Source organism: Streptomyces sp. NPDC051740 (assembly GCF_044453165.1).
Taxonomy (GTDB): Bacteria; Actinomycetota; Actinomycetes; order Streptomycetales; family Streptomycetaceae; genus Streptomyces; species Streptomyces atrovirens.
The window spans coordinates 313,113-330,744 of sequence record NZ_JBITCL010000008.1 but is presented as its reverse complement, the minus strand read 5'-3'; the positions used below and the strand labels follow the sequence as shown (position 1 = coordinate 330,744).

Genomic DNA, 17,632 nt, shown 5'->3' with positions numbered 1-17,632 from the left:
CGGTCGAGCTGTTCGGCGGGGTGCGCTTCCCCGCCGTCGGCGAACTGCCGTACCTGCTGACCCTCGGGGGCCACGGCTTCTACTGGTTCCGGCTCCGCAAGGACGCCGCGTAGAACCCGGGGCGGGGCGGTTTCCGCCGCTCCGCCCGGGGCACGCATGAGTAACACCCCGCCCACCGGCGGCGCCCCCGTGGGCGCGCCGAAAGAGGGGAAAGGACGCGACGCCATGTCGGAAGCCGTCACACGCACCGTCACGACCCCGCCCGGCCTCCTTGCGTCACTGGATCCACTGCTCAGGGAGTGGCTGCCGCGGCAGCGCTGGTTCGCGGGCAAGGGCCGCCCGGTCACCGGGTTCTCCCTGGTCGCGGCCACCGAACTGCTGCCGCCCACGGCCAAGCTGGGCCTGTACCACCTGCTCGTGCGCGCGCACCAGCCACTCCAGCCGGGCCACGGCAGCCCCGAGCAGCCCGGCGACTGCTACCAGCTGCTCATAGGCGTGCGCGAGGCGTTGCCGCCCCGGCTCGCGCCCGCGCTGATCGGTCATGTGACGCGGGGCCCGCTGGCCGGACGGACGGTCTACGAGGCCCTGCACGACACCCGGCCCGCCGAACTGCTCCTGGAGGCCCTGCGCACCCGGGCCCGGATCGGCGGGCTTCGCTTCGAGCGGGACCCGCGCCAGGAGATCCGGTCCGGTCTGGTGCCGCGCCTGGTGACCGCCGAGCAGTCGAACTCGTCGGTCGTCTACGGAGATACGTTCATCCTGAAGCTGTTGCGCCGGGTCGTGCCCGGGATCAACCCCGACCTGGAGCTGCCGCTGGCGCTGGCCGGCGTGGGCTGCCCCCGGGTGCCCCCGCCGACGGCCTGGCTGGTCGCGGAGCCCGATGAGTCCCCCGGCCCGCCGCCCCCGGCCGAGCCGTACGTCCTGGGGGTGCTCCAGCCGTTCGTGCAGGGTGCGACGGACGGCTGGGAGCTGGCGCTGCGGGAGCTGGCCAAGGGGGAGGACTTCGTCGCCGAGTCGCGGGCTCTCGGGCGGGCCACCGCCGAGGTGCACACCGCGCTGGCCCGCGCGCTGCCCACGGTCACGCTGGGGCACGCCCAGCTCCGTTCCCTGGTCGCCGGCATGACCGAGCGGCTGGAAGCCGCCGTGCACGCGGTGCCCGCGCTGCGGCCGTACGCGGACGGGCTGCGCTCGGCGTTCACGGCGCTGGACGATCTGGCCGCCGAGGGCCGCGTCTGGACCGCCCAGCGGGTGCACGGCGACCTGCACCTCGGGCAGTGCCTGCGCTCCCCCGCCGGGGAGTGGTCGCTGATCGACTTCGAGGGGGAGCCGGCCCGTCCGCTGGCCGAGCGGCGGATGCCGCAGCCGGCGGTGCGGGACGTCGCCGGCATGCTGCGGTCCTTCGACTACGCGGCGCGTTCGGTGGACCCGCCGCAGCCGGACTGGGCCGTGCGGTGCCGGGCCGCGTACTGCTCCGGCTACGCGGAGGCGGCCGGCCGGGATCCGCGCACCGACCCGGTGCTGCTGCGCGCGTACGAGACCGACAAGGCGGTCTACGAAGTGGTCTACGAGGCCCGGCACCGTCCCGAGTGGCTGCCCGTACCGCTGGCCGCCGTGCACCGGCTCGCCTCGACCGACCTGATCTGACCCATCCGACCCGCGTCCAGGAGGCTTCGCCCGTGACCCCCCGCCCCGAGTCCAGCGGTTCGCATCCGGAGCAGCCGGCCGAGCGGCAGCCCGCGGCAGCCGAACCGGTGAAGAAGGCCACCGCGAAGAAGACCACCGCGGCGGCGAAGGCCGTGGCCAAGAAGGCGGCGACCGAGAAAGCGACGGTGAAGAAGGCCGCGGTGAAGAAGGCCGCTGCCAAGAGCCCGGCGAAGAAGGCCGCGAAGAAGACCCCGGCCAAGAAGACCCCCGCCAAGAAGACCACGGCGAGGAAGACGGCGTCGAAGGCCACCCCCGCCGCACAGCCCGCCCCGCCCGAGATGGAGATCGCCGTCTCCCCCGCCGTGGACGCCGCCGACCGGGAGCGGCTGCTGAGCGGGACGCATCACGCCCCGCACTCCGTGCTCGGCGCGCATCCGGTGCCCGGCGGGGTCGTCTTCCGGGCGCTGAGGCCGTACGCCCTCGCGGTGACCGTCGTCTCCGGGGGCCTCACCGTCGAGCTGCACGACGACGGTGACGGCTTCTTCTCGGGGCTGCTGCCGCTGGGCGGGGTCCCGGCGTACCGGCTGCTCGTGACGTACGAGGGGACGGTGCAGGAGACGGAGGACGCGTACCGGTTCCTGCCCACGCTCGGCGAGCTCGACCTGCATCTGATCGGCGAGGGGCGGCACGAGGAGCTGTGGACGGTCCTCGGCGCGCACCCGATGACCCACCAGGGCGTCACCGGCACCCGCTTCACGGTGTGGGCGCCGAACGCGCGCGGGGTGCGGGTGTCCGGCACCTTCAACTTCTGGGACGGCACCGGCTTCCCCATGCGGTCGCTGGGCTCGACGGGGGTGTGGGAGCTGTTCGTGCCGGGGATCGGCGAGGGTGAGCTGTACAAGTTCGAGATCACCCGTCCCGACGGTTCGAGGACCCTGCGCGCCGACCCGCTGGCCCGCCGTACGGAGGTCCCGCCGGCCACGTCGTCGATCGTCACGTCGTCGGTGTACGAGTGGGGCGACGCGGAATGGCTGGAGCGCAGGGCCGAAGTGCCCGCGCACCGGGCGCCGTTCTCCGTCTACGAGGTGCACCTGCCCTCCTGGCGTCCGGGACTGACGTACCGGCAGCTCGCCGAGCAGCTCCCCGCGTACGTCAAGGACCTCGGCTTCACCCACGTGGAGCTGATGCCGGTCGCCGAGCACCCCTTCGGCGGCTCCTGGGGCTACCAGGTCACCGGGTTCTACGCGCCCACGGCCCGCCTCGGCACCCCGGACGACTTCCGGTACCTGGTCGACGCCCTGCACCGGGCCGGGATCGGGGTGATCATGGACTGGGTGCCGGCGCACTTCCCGCGCGACGAGTGGGCGCTGGCGGAGTTCGACGGGCGTCCGCTGTACGAGCACGAGGACCCGCTGCGGGCCGCGCACCCGGACTGGGGGACCCTGGAGTTCGACTTCGGGCGGCGCGAGGTGCGCAACTTCCTCGTCGCCAACGCCCTTTACTGGTGCGAGGAGTTCCACATCGACGGGCTGCGCGTGGACGCGGTCGCCTCGATGCTCTACCTCGACTACTCGCGCGAGCCCGGCCAGTGGACGCCGAACGAGCACGGCGGCCGGGAGAACCTGGACGCGGTGGCGTTCCTGCAGGAGATGAACGCGACCGTGTACCGCCGGGTGCCGGGGGTCGTGACGATCGCGGAGGAGTCCACGGCCTGGGACGGCGTCACCCGGGCCACCCACCACAAGGGCCCCAGCGGCTTCGGCGGGCTCGGCTTCGGGCTGAAGTGGAACATGGGCTGGATGCACGACTCGCTCCAGTACATGAGCCACGAGCCGGTCCACCGCCGGTACCACCACGGCGAGATGACCTTCTCGATGGTGTACGCCTACAGCGAGAACTACGTGCTGCCGATCTCCCACGACGAGGTGGTGCACGGCAAGCGGTCCCTGGTGTCGAAGATGCCCGGCGACTGGTGGCAGCAGCGCGCCAACCTCCGCGCCTACCTGGGCTTCATGTGGGCCCATCCGGGCAAGCAACTCCTCTTCATGGGGCAGGAGTTCGCGCAGGGTGCGGAGTGGTCGGAGGCGCACGGCCCGGACTGGTGGCTCCTCGACCCGAACTACGGCGCCGAGGCCGACCACCGCGGGGTGCGCGATCTGGTGCGCGACCTCAACACCGTGTACGGGCACACCCCGGCGCTGTGGCGGGGTGACACCGACCCGTCCGGTTTCCGGTGGGTGACCGGGGACGCGGCCGAGGACAACGTGTTCGCGTTCCTGCGGTACGACAGCGACGGCTCCCCGCTGCTCGCGGTGTCGCACCTGGCCCCGGTGGTCCGGCAGGACTACCGGATCGGCGTCCCCGACGACGTGCCCGCCTGGCACGAGGTGGTGAACACCGACGCCGGCCGCTACGGCGGCGGTGACGTCATCCACCCCGACCCGGTCAAGCCGGAGCCGCAGGGACGGCACGGGTTCCCGGCGAGCGTCCGCCTGACCCTGCCGCCCCTGGCGACGGTGTGGCTGCGCCCGGCCTGAGCTTCTCCGCTCAGTTTTCCGCTCAGGCCAGGGCGTCGGCCAGCGGCTTCGGCAGCGGCTCGGTGTGCAGGACGCCGAGCCGCTGGGTGGCGCGGGTGAGGGCCACGTACAGGTCGCTGGTGCCGTAGCGGCCCGGCTCGACCACGAGGACCGAGTCGAACTCCAGCCCCTTGGCCTGGCGCGGGTCGAGCAGCACGACGGCGTGCGCCAGGTCGGGCTCGGCACCCGCCGTCACCCCGTCCAGCCGTGCGGCCAGCGCCCGGTGCAGCTCGCGCGGGGCGATGACCGCGAGGCGGCCCTCGTCGGGGGTGAGTTCCGCGACGGCCTTGGCGACGGCGCCGGGCAGGTCGTCGGCGGCGCGGGCCCAGGGCCGTACGCCCGTGGAGCGGACGGAGCCGGGCGGCTCGAAGCCGGGGTGCTCCGCGCGCACCACGGCCGCGGCCACGTCCATGATCTCGGCGGGGGTGCGGTAGTTGACGCCGAGCCGGGTGTGCTCCCAGCGGTCCTCGACGAACGGGGTGAGGATGTCCGCCCAGGCGCCGACACCGCCCGCCTCTGAGGTCTGCGCCGGGTCGCCGACCAGGGTCATCGAGCGGGTGGGGCTGCGCCGCATCAGCAGCCGCCACGCCATCGGGGAGAGCTCCTGCGCCTCGTCGACGATGATGTGCCCGAACGCCCAGGTGCGGTCGGCGGCGGCGCGTTCGGCGGCGCTGCGGTGGTCGTCCTCCTCGTGCCGTTCGGCGAAGCGTTCGGCGTCGATGATGTCGTGCGCCGACAGCACCTCGGAGGAGTCCGGGTCGTCGTCCTCCTTGTCCTCGAACTCGTAGGTCCGGGAGGCGTACGAGACGTCCAGGACGCCCTGGGCGAAGGCGATCTGCGTCTGCCGTTCGCGTTCGGCGCGCTCGCGTTCGAGGCGGTCGTCCTCGCCGAGGAGTTCGGCGGCCTCGTCGAGCAGGGGCACGTCGGAGACGGTCCAGTGCCGGGTGACCGGGCGGCGGACCGCGGCGGCGTCCTCGTCGGGGAGGTGGCCCTCGGGTGCGGCGAGGAAGTCGGCGACCAGGCGCTGCGGGGTGATCCTCGGCCACAGCCGGTCGATCGCGGACCACACCTCGGGGTTCTCGGCGAGCTCGTCGCGGATCTGGGTGATGTCGCTGGGGTCGAGCAGGTTGGAGCCGTCGTAGGGGTCGGTGCCGATGCGTTCGGCGACCATGTCGGTGAGCGCGTTGAGGATGTGGCCCTCGAAGTGCTCACGGGCCACGTTGTGCGGCAGCCCGGCGGCGCGGGTGCGTTCGCGGGCGACGTTCACCAGGCCGTCGTCCAGCATCAGGACCTCGCGGTCGTGCTCGATCGCGATCACCGGGTCGGGCAGCGCCTGCCGGTCGCGTACGACGTCGGCGAGGACGCCGGCCATCTCCGCGCGGCCCTTGACGGCGGCGGCCTCGGGGGTGTCGGTCCGGGTGGTCCGCACGCCGGGGAACAGCTCGCCGACGGTCGCGAGCAGCACACCGGTCTCGCCGAGGCTGGGCAGCACCTCGCCGATGTAGCCGAGGAACGCCGGGTTGGGGCCGACGATCAGGACGGCACGGCGGGCCAGCAGTTCGCGGTGCTCGTAGAGGAGGTAGGCGGCGCGGTGCAGGGCGACGGCGGTCTTGCCGGTGCCGGGGCCGCCCTCGACCACCATGACCCCGTGGTGCGGGGCGCGGATGATGCGGTCCTGGTCGGCCTGGATGGTGCGCACGATGTCGCCCATGCGGCCGGTGCGCGCGGAGTTGAGCGCGGCGAGCAGTACGGCGTCGCCGGTCGGGTCCTCGTGGCCGGTACGGGTCTCGTCGCCGAGGTCGAGGACCTCGTCGTGCAGGGCGGTGACCCGGCGGCCCTCGGTGGAGATGTGCCGGCGGCGCCTGAGCCCCATCGTGGTGTGGCCGGTGGCCAGGTAGAACGGGCGGGCCACGTCGGCCCGCCAGTCGATGAGGACGGGCGTGCGTTCGGCGTCGTCGGCGCGCAGGCCGATCCGGCCGATGTGGTGGGTGTCGCCGGAGGCGAGGTCGATGCGGCCGAAGCAGAGGGAACCGTCCACGGCGTTCAGCGCGGCGAGCAGCCCGGAGCGCTCGGCGACCAGGATGTCCCGCTCCAGCCGGGCCTGCCTGGGGGTGTGGCCCTGGGCGAGCGCCTCCGTGACGGACACCTCGGCGTCGCCGCGCAGGACGTCCACGCGTGCGTACAGTCCGTCGACGAATTGCTGTTCCTGCCGCAATTCCTCGTCCGGAAATTCGGTGTTTGACAATTCCGCTCCCGCCCGGATATACTGTGGTCACTGAACTTCACCGCGACTCCCTTCGAACTTCACCGGAAATGAAGTCGCGAATCAATGAATATACGCAAAGAAAACCCCCGGGCGCAATTGCCCGGGGGTTTTCTTGTGCCGTGCACCAGGTCGCGTCAGGCCGTACCAGGTCGTCGTGCCAGGTCAGAGCACGTCCGCCAGCTCCTCGAGGAGCCGCCGCCTGGGCCTGGCCCCCACCATCGACCGCAGCGGTTCCCCGTCGCGGAACACCATGAAGGTCGGCATCGACAGCACCTTGTAGGCGTTGGTCGTACCGGGATTGGCGTCCACATTCAGCTGGACGACCTTCAGCCGGCCCTCCTCCTCGGCGGCCAGCGCGCTCAGCACCGGCGCCATCTGCCGGCACGGCGGGCACCAGTCGGCCGTGAACTCCACCAGCACCGGCAGCTCGGCCCCGATCACCTCTTCCTCGAAGTCCGCGTCGGTCACCTCGGGCACACCGCTCGCCTTGCTCATCGCAGCTCCCCTCCCAGTTCGCACACCGGCTCCGGACCGCCCGGAACCGCCGCGTCGGCGGCCAGCACGTCCCGTGCCGACTCCGCCCGCGCCAGCTGCTCGCCGACCTTCGCCCGTACCGCGCGCAGCTCGCCGATCAGGGCGTCGAGCTCGTCCAGCTTGCGCCGGTAGACCTGGAGCGAGGCGGGGCACGAGTCGCCCTCGGGATGACCGGCCCGCAGACACTCCACGAAGGGCCGGGTCTCCTCCAGGTCGAACCCGAAGTCCTGGAGCGTGCGGATCTGCCGCAGCAGCCTCAGATCGCTCTCGTCGTAGGTCCGGTATCCGTTGCCGGTGCGCCGCGCGGACAGCAGCCCGCGTGACTCGTAGTACCGCAGCGTCCGCGTGGTGGTCCCGGCCCGTGCGGCCAGCTCGCCGATTCGCATACCGACGAACGTAAGCCTTGACGTCGGCGTCAAGGCAAGGACGGGACGGAAACGGCCGAGCGGCCGGACTCACGGGGGTGAAGTCCGGCCGCTCGGCTGCTGTGGAGGCCCGGATACGGGCGACGGGCCTCCGGTGACCGGGCGGCTGAGCTACGGGGGGAGTACCCAGCCGCCCGGGTCTGTGGGGCGTGACGTCGGCGGCCGTCAGGCCTTGGCCAGCTCCTTCTCGCCGCCCGGCTCGGACAGCTCGGCGCGGGGCTCGTCCTGGTCGCCGTCGGCGGCGTGGTCGTCCAGCAGCGTCTTCTCGTCGAAGGGGACGCGGCCGGCGAGGACCTCGTCCACCCGGGCCCGGTCGATCTCCTTGGTCCAGGTGCCGATCAGGACGGTGGCGACTGCGTTGCCCGCGAAGTTGGTGAGGGCGCGGGCCTCGCTCATGAAGCGGTCGATGCCGACGATGAGGCCGATGCCGTCCACCAGGGCCGGCTTGTGCGACTGGAGGCCACCGGCCAGCGTCGCGAGACCGGCACCGGAGACACCGGCCGCGCCCTTGGAGGCCACCAGCAGGAAGAGCAGCAGCGGGATCTGCTCGCCGATCGACATCGGCGTGCCCATGGCGTCGGCGATGAACAGCGAGGCCATGGTCATGTAGATCATGGTGCCGTCGAGGTTGAAGGAGTAGCCGGTCGGGACGGTGATGCCGACCACCGGCTTGCTGACACCCAGGTGCTCCATCTTCGCGATGAGGCGCGGCAGCGCCGACTCCGAGGAGGAGGTGGAGAGGATCAGCAGGAACTCGCGGCCCAGGTACTTGAAGAGCGAGAAGACGTTCACACCCGCGACGAGGCGCAGCATCGTGCCCAGCACCAGGAAGATGAACAGGACGCAGGTGACGTAGAAGCCGAGCATCAGCACGGCCAGGCTCTTGAGCGCGTCGACGCCGGCCGAGCCGGTGACCGCGGCGATGGCGCCGAAGGCACCGATCGGGGCCGCCCACATGATCATCGCCAGGACGCGGAAGACCAGCCGCTGGATGTGCTCGATGCCGCGCAGGACGGGCTGTCCGGCGGAGCCCATGGCCTGGAGGGCGAAGCCGCAGAGCAGGGCGACCAGCAGGGTCTGCAGGACCTCACCGGCGGTGAAAGCGGAGACGATCGTGGTCGGGATGATGCCCATCAGGAAGTCGACGGTGCTCTTGGCCTCCGCGTCGACCTGCGCCTGACCGGTCTCCTTGACGGCGTCGGTGACCGCGAGGCCCGTACCCGGGTCCAGGATGTTGCCGACGACCAGGCCGATGGCGAGCGCGACGACCGACATCACCATGAAGTAGCCGAGCGCGATACCGCCGACCGCGCCGACCTTGGCGGCCTTCCGCACGGAGCCGATGCCCAGCACGATGGTGCAGAAGATGATCGGCGAGATCATCATCTTGATCAGGTTCACGAAGCCGGTGCCGAGCGGCTTCAGCTCGGTCGCGAAGTCGGGTGCGATCAGACCGACGGCGATACCGAGGGCGACCGCGATGATCACCGCGATGTAGAGATAGTGCGTGCGGTCCCGCTTGGCCTTGGGTGCGGCAGGTGCCGTAGCGGCTGTGCTGGTCACGGCGGCCCTCCTTGACGACGTCGTCGGCATCACCGGCGTGCGGCTCACGTCCGGGGGATGGGTTTTCGGGGAACGCCGTGACTATGTCGTGCCTTGTGAGCGCGGTCACCCTTCCGTTCATTTAGTTCACCGTGGAACCCGGGGGCAGACTGGCTGAATGCGCATCCCCCTCCCCCGGCCCCGCAGCCTCGCGGGCCAGCTCTTCGCCATGCAGGCCGTGCTCATCGCGGTCGTCGTGGCCGGATCCGCGCTGTTCACGTACGTCAGTGACCGCGGCCAGGCCGAGCAGGCGGCGGAACGCCAGGCCACCGCGGTGACCCGTTCGGTCGCCGACTCGCCGTCCGTGCGGGAGGCGATCCGTACGTCCGACCCGTCGGCGAAGCTCCAGCCGTACGCGCTGGCGGTGGTGCGGGACACCGACGTCGACTTCGTCACGATCATGGATCCGCGGGGCATCCGCTGGACCCACCCCGATCCCGACCAGATCGGCCTGGTCTTCCAGGGCAACACGGCCCCGGCACTCCAGGGCCACACCTTCACCGAGACCTACACCGGTACCCTCGGCCCGTCGGTCCGGGCGGTCACCCCGATCCGGGACGGCGACCGGATCACCGGCCTGGTCAGCGCCGGCATAAGGGTCGAGGAGATCAGCCAGCGCGCCCAGGGACAGCTCACCGCGCTGCTGGTGGTCGCGGCCGGCGCCCTCGGGCTCGGCGCGATCGGCACGTACGTCATCAACGCGCGGCTGCGCCGGCACACCCACGGCATGAACGCGGCCGAGCTCAGCCACATGCACGACTACCATCAGGCCGCGCTCCACGCCGTACGCGAGGGACTGCTGATGCTGGACGGCCGGTACAGGGTCGCGCTGATCAACGACGGCGGCCGGGAGCTGCTGGGCGTGACGCCGGAGGAGGACGTGGTGGGCAGGTCGGTGGCGGAGCTGGGGCTGCCCACACCGCTGACGGGCGCCCTGCTGGCCTCCGAGCCCCGGGTGGACGAGGTGCACCTGACGGCGGACCGGGTGCTGGTGGTGAACACCTCACCGGTCACCGGCGGCCAGCGGCGCGGCTCGGTGGTGACCCTGCGGGACGTGACCGAGCTCCAGTCGCTGATGGGCGAGCTGGACTCCGAGCGCGGCTTCACCCAGGCGCTCAGGTCACAGGCGCACGAGGCGGCGAACCGGCTGCACACCGTCGTCTCGCTGATCGAGCTGGGCCGGGCCGAGGAGGCGGTGGACTTCGCGACGGCCGAGCTGGAGCTGGCACAGGCACTCACCGACCAGGTGGTGGCGGCGGTGAGCGAGCCGGTCCTCGCGGCGCTGCTGCTCGGCAAGACCGCCCAGGCCAACGAGCGGGGCGTGGAACTGGTGGTGTCGGATGACAGCCGCCTGGACGACGGCCTCCTCCCGGACACCCTGCCCGCCCGGGACCTGGTCACCATCCTCGGCAACCTGATCGACAACGCCGTGGACGCGGCGCAGGGCGGGCTGCACCCGCGGGTGACGGTGACGGCACTGACGGAGGAGGACGGGGACGGGGACGGCTCGGAGCTGATCCTGCGCGTCTCCGACACCGGCCCCGGCGTGGACCCGGACCACGCGGAGGCGGTCTTCCAGCGCGGTTTCACGACCAAACCGGCCGGTCCGGGCGGGCGGGGGCTGGGCCTGGCGCTCGTACGGCAGGCGGCGGGTCGGCACGGCGGGACGCTGTCGGTGACGTCCGGGGAGGAGGGCGGCGCGGTGTTCGAGGCGCGGCTGCCGCTGAGGGGCTCCACTGTGGTGGAGAGCGCGGGAGGCACCGTATGACCGGGGAACCCATCAGAGTGCTGGTGGTCGAGGACGACCCGGTGGCCGCCGACGCCCATGTGATGTACGTCGGACGGGTGCCCGGGTTCGTCGCCGTGGGCAAGGCGCAGAGTGGGGCGGAAGCGCGACGGATCCTGGACCGGACCCCCGTCGACCTGCTCCTCCTCGACCTGCACCTGCCCGACGTGCACGGGCTCCAGCTCGCCCGCTCGCTGCGGGCGGCCGGCCACCACGCCGACGTGATCGCGGTGACGTCGGCCCGGGACCTCGCGGTGGTGCGGGAGGGGGTGTCGCTGGGGGTCGTGCAGTACGTACTGAAGCCGTTCACGTTCGCGACCCTGCGGGACCGGCTGGTGCGGTACGCCGAGTTCCACTCGGCGGTGGGCGAGGCCAGCGGGCAGGCCGAGGTGGACAGGGCGCTGGCGGCGCTGCGGGCACCGGGTCCGGCCGCACTGCCGAAGGGGCTGAGCGGACCGACGCTGGAGCGGGTGACGGGCGCGCTGCGGGAGGTCGAGGACGGGCTGACGGCGGCGGGGGTCGCCGAGGCGGTGGGGATCTCCCGGATCACGGCCCGGCGGTATCTGGAGCACCTGGTGGAGGCGGGGAGGGCGGGGCGGGCGCCGGTTTATGGGCAGGTGGGGCGGCCGGAGCTGGTGTATCGGTGGGTTCGAGGACTTCAGCAGCGGTGAGAGCCGCGCCGGCTTCAGCGGGGGAACCGGCTCGGGTGAAGGCGTCGGCGGCTCGCAGGTAGGAGGTGCGGGCATCCGCGAGGCGCTGGAGGTGTGTCTGAGCAGCTGCCAGATTTCTGAGCACGCGACCGGTTTCAAACCAGTTCTCGAATTCGTGCAAGACCTTCAAAGCCTTGCCGTACTCATCGATCGCCTCCTCCGCCCGACCCGTCGCCGCAAGGGCGACGCCCAGGTTGCCCCACGCGGCGGCCTCACCTTGACGGTCACCGACGGCCCGGTACAGGTCACGGGCACTGATGAGTGCCTCGATCGCCTCTTCCGGCCGACCGGCCTCATCCAAGGAGCAACCCAAGTTGTCCCATGCCTTGGCCTCACCGTGACGGTCCTTGAGGGCCCGGAACAAGTCGCGGGCATACGCGTGCGCGCTGATCGCCTCGTCCACCATGCCCGCCTCCTGCAGGACGAAGCCGAGGTTGTCCCAAGCGGCGGCCTGACCACGATGGTCGCCGACAGCCCGGTACAGGTCACGGGCACTGGTGAGTGCCTCGCTCGCCTCTCTCAGCCGACCCGACTGCATCAGGGCAGCGCCCAGCCCCAGCCACGCACGCGCCTCACCCGGACGGTTCCCGGCGCGGTGAGCGACCTCCTGCGTGGCACGGTTGATCGTGATCAGATCGTCGAAGTGCCGTCGCCAGCCGAGGTACACCGTCAGCAGCCCGGCCAGCTCCAACGCCACGGACGCGTATCGCTCCTCCCGCACCCACAACGTGGCTGCCACCAGCCCCGCCCGCTCATCGTCCAGCCACGCCACAGCCTGCGCACGGCCGGCAAATGGCTGCGGCTCCAACTTCACCGGCAACGCACTGAACCAGACATGGGCTGCGGCAGACCGCAAGGCGTAGAACACCAACACCCGCGCCCGTGCGGTTTCCCCCTCCTCCCGAAGAGCCGCGTGGCCGGCCACCACACCTGCCCCGAATGCCCGCACCAGGTCATGCAACCGCCACCGCCCACTCCCCCTCTCAAGGAGGTGCGCACGGACCAATGCCTTCAGTTCCCGCGCCGGAGGCACCTCGGCGCCGACCAACGCGGCAACAACCTGGTCACTCACCTCAGCCCCCGGTGCGAGGGCGAGCAACCGCAGCAGCCGAGCCTGCTCGGACGGCAGTCGACGGTAGGACAACTCAAAGGCGGCACGAACGCTGCGCTCACCGTCGTCGAGGTGGTCGAGGCGGTCGTGGGACTCGGTCAGTTCCGCCACGAGTTCGGTCACCGGCTTGCCCGGGTCCTCCGCCAGCAGGGCGGCCGCGATCTGCAGGGCCAGCGGGAGGTGCCCGCAGAGGCCGGCGAGTCGCTCGGCCGTGTCGGGGTCGTCGAGCACCCGGCTGTCGTGCGGGTCGGCGATGCGCAGGGCGAGGTCGAGGAGTTCGTACGCCTCTCTCGGGCTGAGCTGGTCCAGGGGAATCAGCCGCGCACCCAATTGGGCCAGCCGGTCGCGTGACGTGACCAGGACATGGTGCCGGGAGTCGCCCGGCAGGAGGGGCCGGACCTGGTCCGGCGAGGAGGCGTTGTCGGCCAGGACCAGCACCGGGCCGTGCTCGTGAGCCCGGGTAGCCAGCGTGGAGCGGTAGAGCGCCGTCCGCTCATCCGTCGTGGTGGGGATGTACTCCGGCGGAGTACCGAGGGCGCGCAGCAAGGCCTGGAGAGCACGGTCGGCGGTGACAGGCTCCCGGTCGTAACCGTGCAGGTCGATGAAGAGGACCCCGCCGGGGAACCAGCCCCGTTCACGGGCCAGGTGCGCGGTCTCGACGGCGAGCGCGGTCTTGCCGATACCGCCGAGACCGGACACGGCGGCGACGAGGGTCGCCGCCGGCTGCGTCCCGGCCGGGTCCAGCGCGCGCAGCAACTCCTCCGTCTCCTGCTCCCGCCCCGTGAACCCGCCGGGTCTCGGCGGCAGGCCGGCCAGCGCCTCGGGGACGGCGGCCCCGCCCTGCTGGATCACGACCTGTACGCCGACCACCTCGCGCAGGAAGACCCCGCCCCGGAAGTCGGTGTGGTCGCCGTCGTACCAGGACACCCCGCTTCCCGGAGCGGACCGCTCCATGGCCCGCGCGACGGCACCGGCGAGGCCCCGCGGATCGGCGGCGAGCAGGTCGGCCACCGTCTCGCCCCACTCCCGTACGGCCTCCCGCCGTGCCGGGTCCTGTGCCGCCTCGGCGATGTCCCGGACGGATGCACCGGCGTCGAGCCCCACCGCCCGCGCCAGCCTCTCCACCGCCCGGCGTCCACCGTCCCCGCCCGCGCCCTCGGCCAGGGCTGCCAGCAGTGCCGCTTCCATACCCCGTACCCGCCCCCGTCGACAACTCGTGACCGTACGTCAAAGGTAGTGCGGGGAGGCGGTGTTCATGCTGTCTTCGCGTACCACACGACCTGTGAGCCAAGCCCTGCCACGGCGAGCGCCTCCAGCACCGACAGCGTGACCATCAGCCCGCCGCCGTCGCCGTTCGCCCAGAACACGACCAGGGCGGCCAGCGGTACCGCGCAGAACGCCGTCAGGTCGATCACGGTCTGGATCGTCTTGCGGGACCGGCGCCGGGTGTCGCTCCGGTGGTACGCCTCCCACCCGAACGTCGTGAAACCACCCCCGTGCGCCGCGAGGGCGGCCAACCGGGGCCCCAGATCGTCCCGGACGTAACGGCCGATCGCCGAGATCTTCTCGTCGTTGACGAGATAGGTCCACCCGAGGACGACACACACCGGTGGCAACGCCAGGAGCATCGAGGGTTGCTTCGCCTGGGCCGCGGCGGCGATGACGGCGGCCACTACGGCCAGCGTCACATAGAGGAGGTTGTCCCGGAACCCGATCCTCGCCTTCTGCTCGTCCTTCACGGTCTGGTACTCGGCGAGCAGCAACTGCCCGACGGTGAGGTCCTGTTCCGGCACTCGATCCCCTTCCCCCGGTTGTAACTTAGGACTATGCAGGAGACCCGGTCCACTGTTCTGGTCCTGACCGCACTCCCCCTCGAATACACCGCCGTCCGCGCGCACGTCGAGGAGCGGGAGGAACTGGTGCACCGCGACGGGACCCGGGTCGAGAAGGGCCGGCTCCCCGGCACCTCCTGGCACGTCGCCCTCGCCGAACTGGGCATGGGCGCCGAGCGGGCCGCCGCCCTCACCACCCAGCTCATCACCTGGCTGCGCCCCGAGGCCGTGTTCTTCGTCGGCGTCGCCGGCAGTCTGAAGGAGGACGTCGGGATCGGCGACGTCGTCGTGGGCACGAAGGTGTACGAGATCCACGGCGGCAAGCAGACGCCGGAGGGTTTCCTGGTCCGGCCGAACGCCCTGCCGGGCTCGCACGCGCTCGAACAGGCGGCCCGTTCCGCCGTGCGGGACATGCCCGACGTACGGGCGCACTTCCTGCCGATCGCCACGGGCGACGTCGTCCTGGCGGACGCCGAGTCCGAGATCGCCCAGTTCATCCGCAAGAACTACAACGACGCGGGCGCGATCGAGATGGAGGGCTCCGGCGCACTCCAGGCGGCCCATCTGAACGGCCAGGTGAACGCCCTGGTGATCCGGGGCATCAGCGACCGCGCCGACGCCGGGAAACACAAGGCCGACGCCTCGGGTTCCCAGAAGCACGCCGCCGAGCAGGCCGCGTCGGTGACGGTGGCGGTGCTGCACAAGCACCGGCCCCGCGAGGGTTCCTCCGACTCCGAGGAGCGTCCCCATCGGCACGGGCACGGCGGAGCGACGTACGGCGGAGACCACATCGACTTCCGGGGTGGCACCTTCCATGGCCCCGTCACCGGCAAGCAGAGCGGAGGGCAGCGGTAGGGGGACCGTCCACGGGCCTGTCCCGCGAGCAACCGCCACCCTCCCGCCCCGCCCGCTGGGCTTCACCGGCCGGTCGGCGGAGCTGGACCGCCTCCTCCCACGCCTCTCCCCCGACGAGGACGACACGGCCGCGCTGCCGCTCCTCATCTTCGCCGTCACGGGCATGGGCGGCGTAGGCAAGACCGCCCTGGCAGTTGAAACGGCGCACCGGGCCCGTGGCAAGGGGTGGTTCCCGGGTGGAACGCTCTTCGTGGACCTGCGCGGGTACGACGATGACCCGGTCACGGCCGATCAGGCGGTCCTGTCCCTGCTCGACGCCCTCGGCGTACGGGACGGGGACCTGCCGCCGACGGCGGACCGCCAGTACGACACGTACCGCGCGCTCCTCGCCGAGCGACGGGACAGGATGTTGCTGATCCTGGACAACGCCTCGGATCCCGCCCAGTACCTGCCGCTCCTGCCCGGCACGGACCACCACCGAGTGCTCATCACCACCCGGGACCGCCCCGACGCCCTTCCGGCACGCCTGATCGACCTGGAAACCCTCGCCCCAAACGACTCCGTCGCCCTCGTGACCCGTGCCCTGCACGACACCGACGAACGGGACGACCGCCCGGCACGTGAGCCCGGCGCGCTGCGCGAGCTGGCCGACCTGTGCGGGCACCTGCCCCTGGCCCTCCAGATCGCGGCAGGCATGTTGCGTCGACGTCGCCACCGGGACATCGCCTCTCTGGTGGCCGAGATCCGGGAAGCCGGGGACGCGACCACCGTCCTCGACCACGGCAGTCCCGGAACCGACCTGTACGGACGCTCACTCGTCCTGCGACCTGTGCTGGAAGCCTCCTATCGCCGGTTGCCGCCCGAACAGGCCCGACTGCTGCGCCTGCTCTGCCTCGCACCAGGTGCGGAGACCAGCACGGAGGCGATCGCAGCTCTTGCCGGCCTTGACACCGAGTCCGTGCTGTCACTGCTGGAGGATTTGGCCGCCAGACATTTCGTCACGCCAGTGGAGGGCGGCAACGGGACGGCTTCCGCCATGCGGTGGCAACTGCATGACTTGGTGCGGGCGTTCGGGGCGGGTGTGGTGGCAGGGGATGCGAAGTTGCGGGAGGAGGGGGATGCGGCGCGGGGGCGGGTGCTGAAGTTCTACCTGCGATGGACGGACGCGGCTGATGACCGGTTGCGGTGGCTGCCAGGGATGGAGGAACCGGAGCGGTTCGGGGACCGGGGGCAGGCGTTGGCGTGGCTGGACGCGGAGCGGGCAGGTCTGGTCGCGGCGGTGGGGTGGGGGTGGGAGGAGCGATTTGCTGGTGCGGCGGTGCGGCTGGCTTTGTGTCTGGGGGAGTATCTGGACTGGCGGCGGTATTTCGACGACTGGATCGCCGTCGCGGAGGCGGCGCGCGAGTCCGCACAGCTTGCCGGGAACCAGCCTGGCGAGGCTATCGCATGGGACCACCTCGGCCTCGCCCTGGGCGAGGCCGGCCGGGCAGAGGAGGCGATCGACGCCCACACCCGGGCCCGCGACCTATATCAGGCCGTCGGCGACTGTCACGGTGAGGCCAGCGCATGGAGCAACCTTGGCGTCGCCCAACAGGAGGCGGGCCGGGCAAAGGAGGCGATCGACACCCACACCCGGGCTCGCAACCTGTGCCAAGCCACCGGGGACGATGTTGGCGAGGCCATTGCGTGGGACAACCTCGGTGTCGCCCTGGGGGCTGTGGGCCGGGCGAGGGAAGCGATCGACGCCCACAGTCGAGCCCGCGACCTATACCAGGCTGCGGGAGACCGCCACGGAGAAGGCAGGGCATGGCACAACCTCGGCAGCGCCCTGTACGAGACGGGTCAGATGGAGGAGGCAATCAAGGCGTACGGCAAGGATCTGAAGATCTGCCGAGAATTCGAGGACTGGTACGGCGAGGGGCGGACCCTCGCAAACCTGGCCCTTGTCCACGAAGCCGCCCCTCACCCTGCCGAGGCCCGCGCCGCCTACCTCCAGGCCGCCGACGCCTACACCCGCGCCAACGCCCTCACCGAAGCCGCCCAGGCCCGTGCCTACGCCGCCGGGCAAACGGAATAGCTCTCCCGGGCCCACCCCCGCATGCTTCCGGGTGTACTCGGCCGCGCTGAAGAACTGGTCACACACCGCATATGGAGGAGCGGCCCCCGACCGCGGAAGAGGTACCCGCAGTCGGGGGCATTACCCGTCCCGTCGGGGGAAGCCGGACGGGGGTCACACGTTGCTGCCCTTGTGCCTCACAGTGCCCGGGAAACGGCAGCCGTCCGGTGTGGTG

The 17,632-nt window shown here is 71.6% G+C and carries 12 protein-coding genes and 1 pseudogene; 7 read left to right on the top strand and 6 right to left on the bottom strand.

Going from position 1 to position 17,632, the window contains the following annotated elements; genetic code table 11:
- From ACIA6T_RS16825 to glgB, 3 genes are all read left to right on the top strand, one after another.
- On the top strand, positions 1–113 hold a 113-nt coding region (locus ACIA6T_RS16825; protein WP_385059174.1), incomplete at its 5' end, for an alpha-glucosidase C-terminal domain-containing protein.
- A 112-nt stretch (positions 114–225) separates the two neighbouring features.
- Positions 226–1,644: a maltokinase gene (locus ACIA6T_RS16820; RefSeq protein ID WP_399447229.1), complete on the top strand. Its 1,419-nt coding sequence runs from the start codon at positions 226–228 to the stop codon at positions 1,642–1,644.
- A 32-nt stretch (positions 1,645–1,676) separates the two neighbouring features.
- The gene (glgB, locus tag ACIA6T_RS16815) at positions 1,677–4,181 is read left to right on the top strand and encodes a 1,4-alpha-glucan branching enzyme (RefSeq protein ID WP_399447228.1); all 2,505 of its coding nucleotides are present in this window, start codon (positions 1,677–1,679) and stop codon (positions 4,179–4,181) included.
- A 22-nt stretch (positions 4,182–4,203) separates the two neighbouring features.
- Here glgB and ACIA6T_RS16810 read toward each other — a convergent pair whose 3' ends face one another.
- From ACIA6T_RS16810 to ACIA6T_RS16795, 4 genes are all read right to left on the bottom strand, one after another.
- A complete protein-coding gene (locus ACIA6T_RS16810; RefSeq protein WP_399447242.1) occupies positions 4,204–6,435 on the bottom strand; it encodes a HelD family protein in 2,232 nt (743 codons plus the stop codon).
- Between the two features lie 213 nt (positions 6,436–6,648).
- Positions 6,649–6,963 (bottom strand): thioredoxin family protein, encoded by a 315-nt coding sequence (locus ACIA6T_RS16805; RefSeq protein WP_399447241.1) that lies wholly within the window; start codon positions 6,961–6,963, stop codon positions 6,649–6,651.
- A 14-nt stretch (positions 6,964–6,977) separates the two neighbouring features.
- Entirely contained in the window at positions 6,978–7,406 is a 429-nt protein-coding gene (locus ACIA6T_RS16800; RefSeq protein WP_399447227.1) for a MerR family transcriptional regulator, read from the bottom strand.
- Positions 7,407–7,610: 204 nt separating this feature from the next.
- Positions 7,611–9,008, bottom strand: coding sequence for a cation:dicarboxylate symporter family transporter (locus tag ACIA6T_RS16795; protein WP_399447226.1), 1,398 nt, complete (start codon positions 9,006–9,008; stop codon positions 7,611–7,613).
- 157 nt (positions 9,009–9,165) lie between these two features.
- Between ACIA6T_RS16795 and ACIA6T_RS16790 the strand changes: the two genes are divergently transcribed.
- Entirely contained in the window at positions 9,166–10,815 is a 1,650-nt protein-coding gene (locus ACIA6T_RS16790; RefSeq protein WP_399447225.1) for an ATP-binding protein, read from the top strand.
- A complete protein-coding gene (locus ACIA6T_RS16785) occupies positions 10,812–11,504 on the top strand; it encodes a response regulator (RefSeq protein WP_399447224.1) in 693 nt (230 codons plus the stop codon). The genes ACIA6T_RS16790 and ACIA6T_RS16785 overlap by 4 nt, the downstream gene beginning before the upstream one ends.
- 49 nt (positions 11,505–11,553) lie before the next feature.
- Here ACIA6T_RS16785 and ACIA6T_RS16780 read toward each other — a convergent pair.
- Both ACIA6T_RS16780 and ACIA6T_RS16775 read right to left on the bottom strand, forming a co-directional pair.
- Positions 11,554–13,608: pseudogene (locus tag ACIA6T_RS16780) on the bottom strand (tetratricopeptide repeat protein); the annotation flags it as partial.
- Positions 13,609–13,907: 299 nt separating this feature from the next.
- Complete coding sequence (locus tag ACIA6T_RS16775; RefSeq protein WP_399447223.1) at positions 13,908–14,447, bottom strand: hypothetical protein; 540 nt, start codon at positions 14,445–14,447, stop codon at positions 13,908–13,910.
- Positions 14,448–14,480: 33 nt separating this feature from the next.
- On the opposite strand from ACIA6T_RS16775, the gene ACIA6T_RS16770 reads away from it, so the two are divergent.
- Positions 14,481–15,341 carry a nucleosidase gene (locus ACIA6T_RS16770; protein ID WP_399447222.1) on the top strand — a complete coding sequence of 287 codons (861 nt, stop codon included), beginning with the start codon at positions 14,481–14,483 and terminating at the stop codon, positions 15,339–15,341.
- Positions 15,301–17,418 carry a tetratricopeptide repeat protein gene (locus tag ACIA6T_RS16765; RefSeq protein WP_399447221.1) on the top strand — a complete coding sequence of 706 codons (2,118 nt, stop codon included), beginning with the start codon at positions 15,301–15,303 and terminating at the stop codon, positions 17,416–17,418. The genes ACIA6T_RS16770 and ACIA6T_RS16765 overlap by 41 nt, the downstream gene beginning before the upstream one ends.
- Positions 17,419–17,632: the final 214 nt, after the last annotated feature.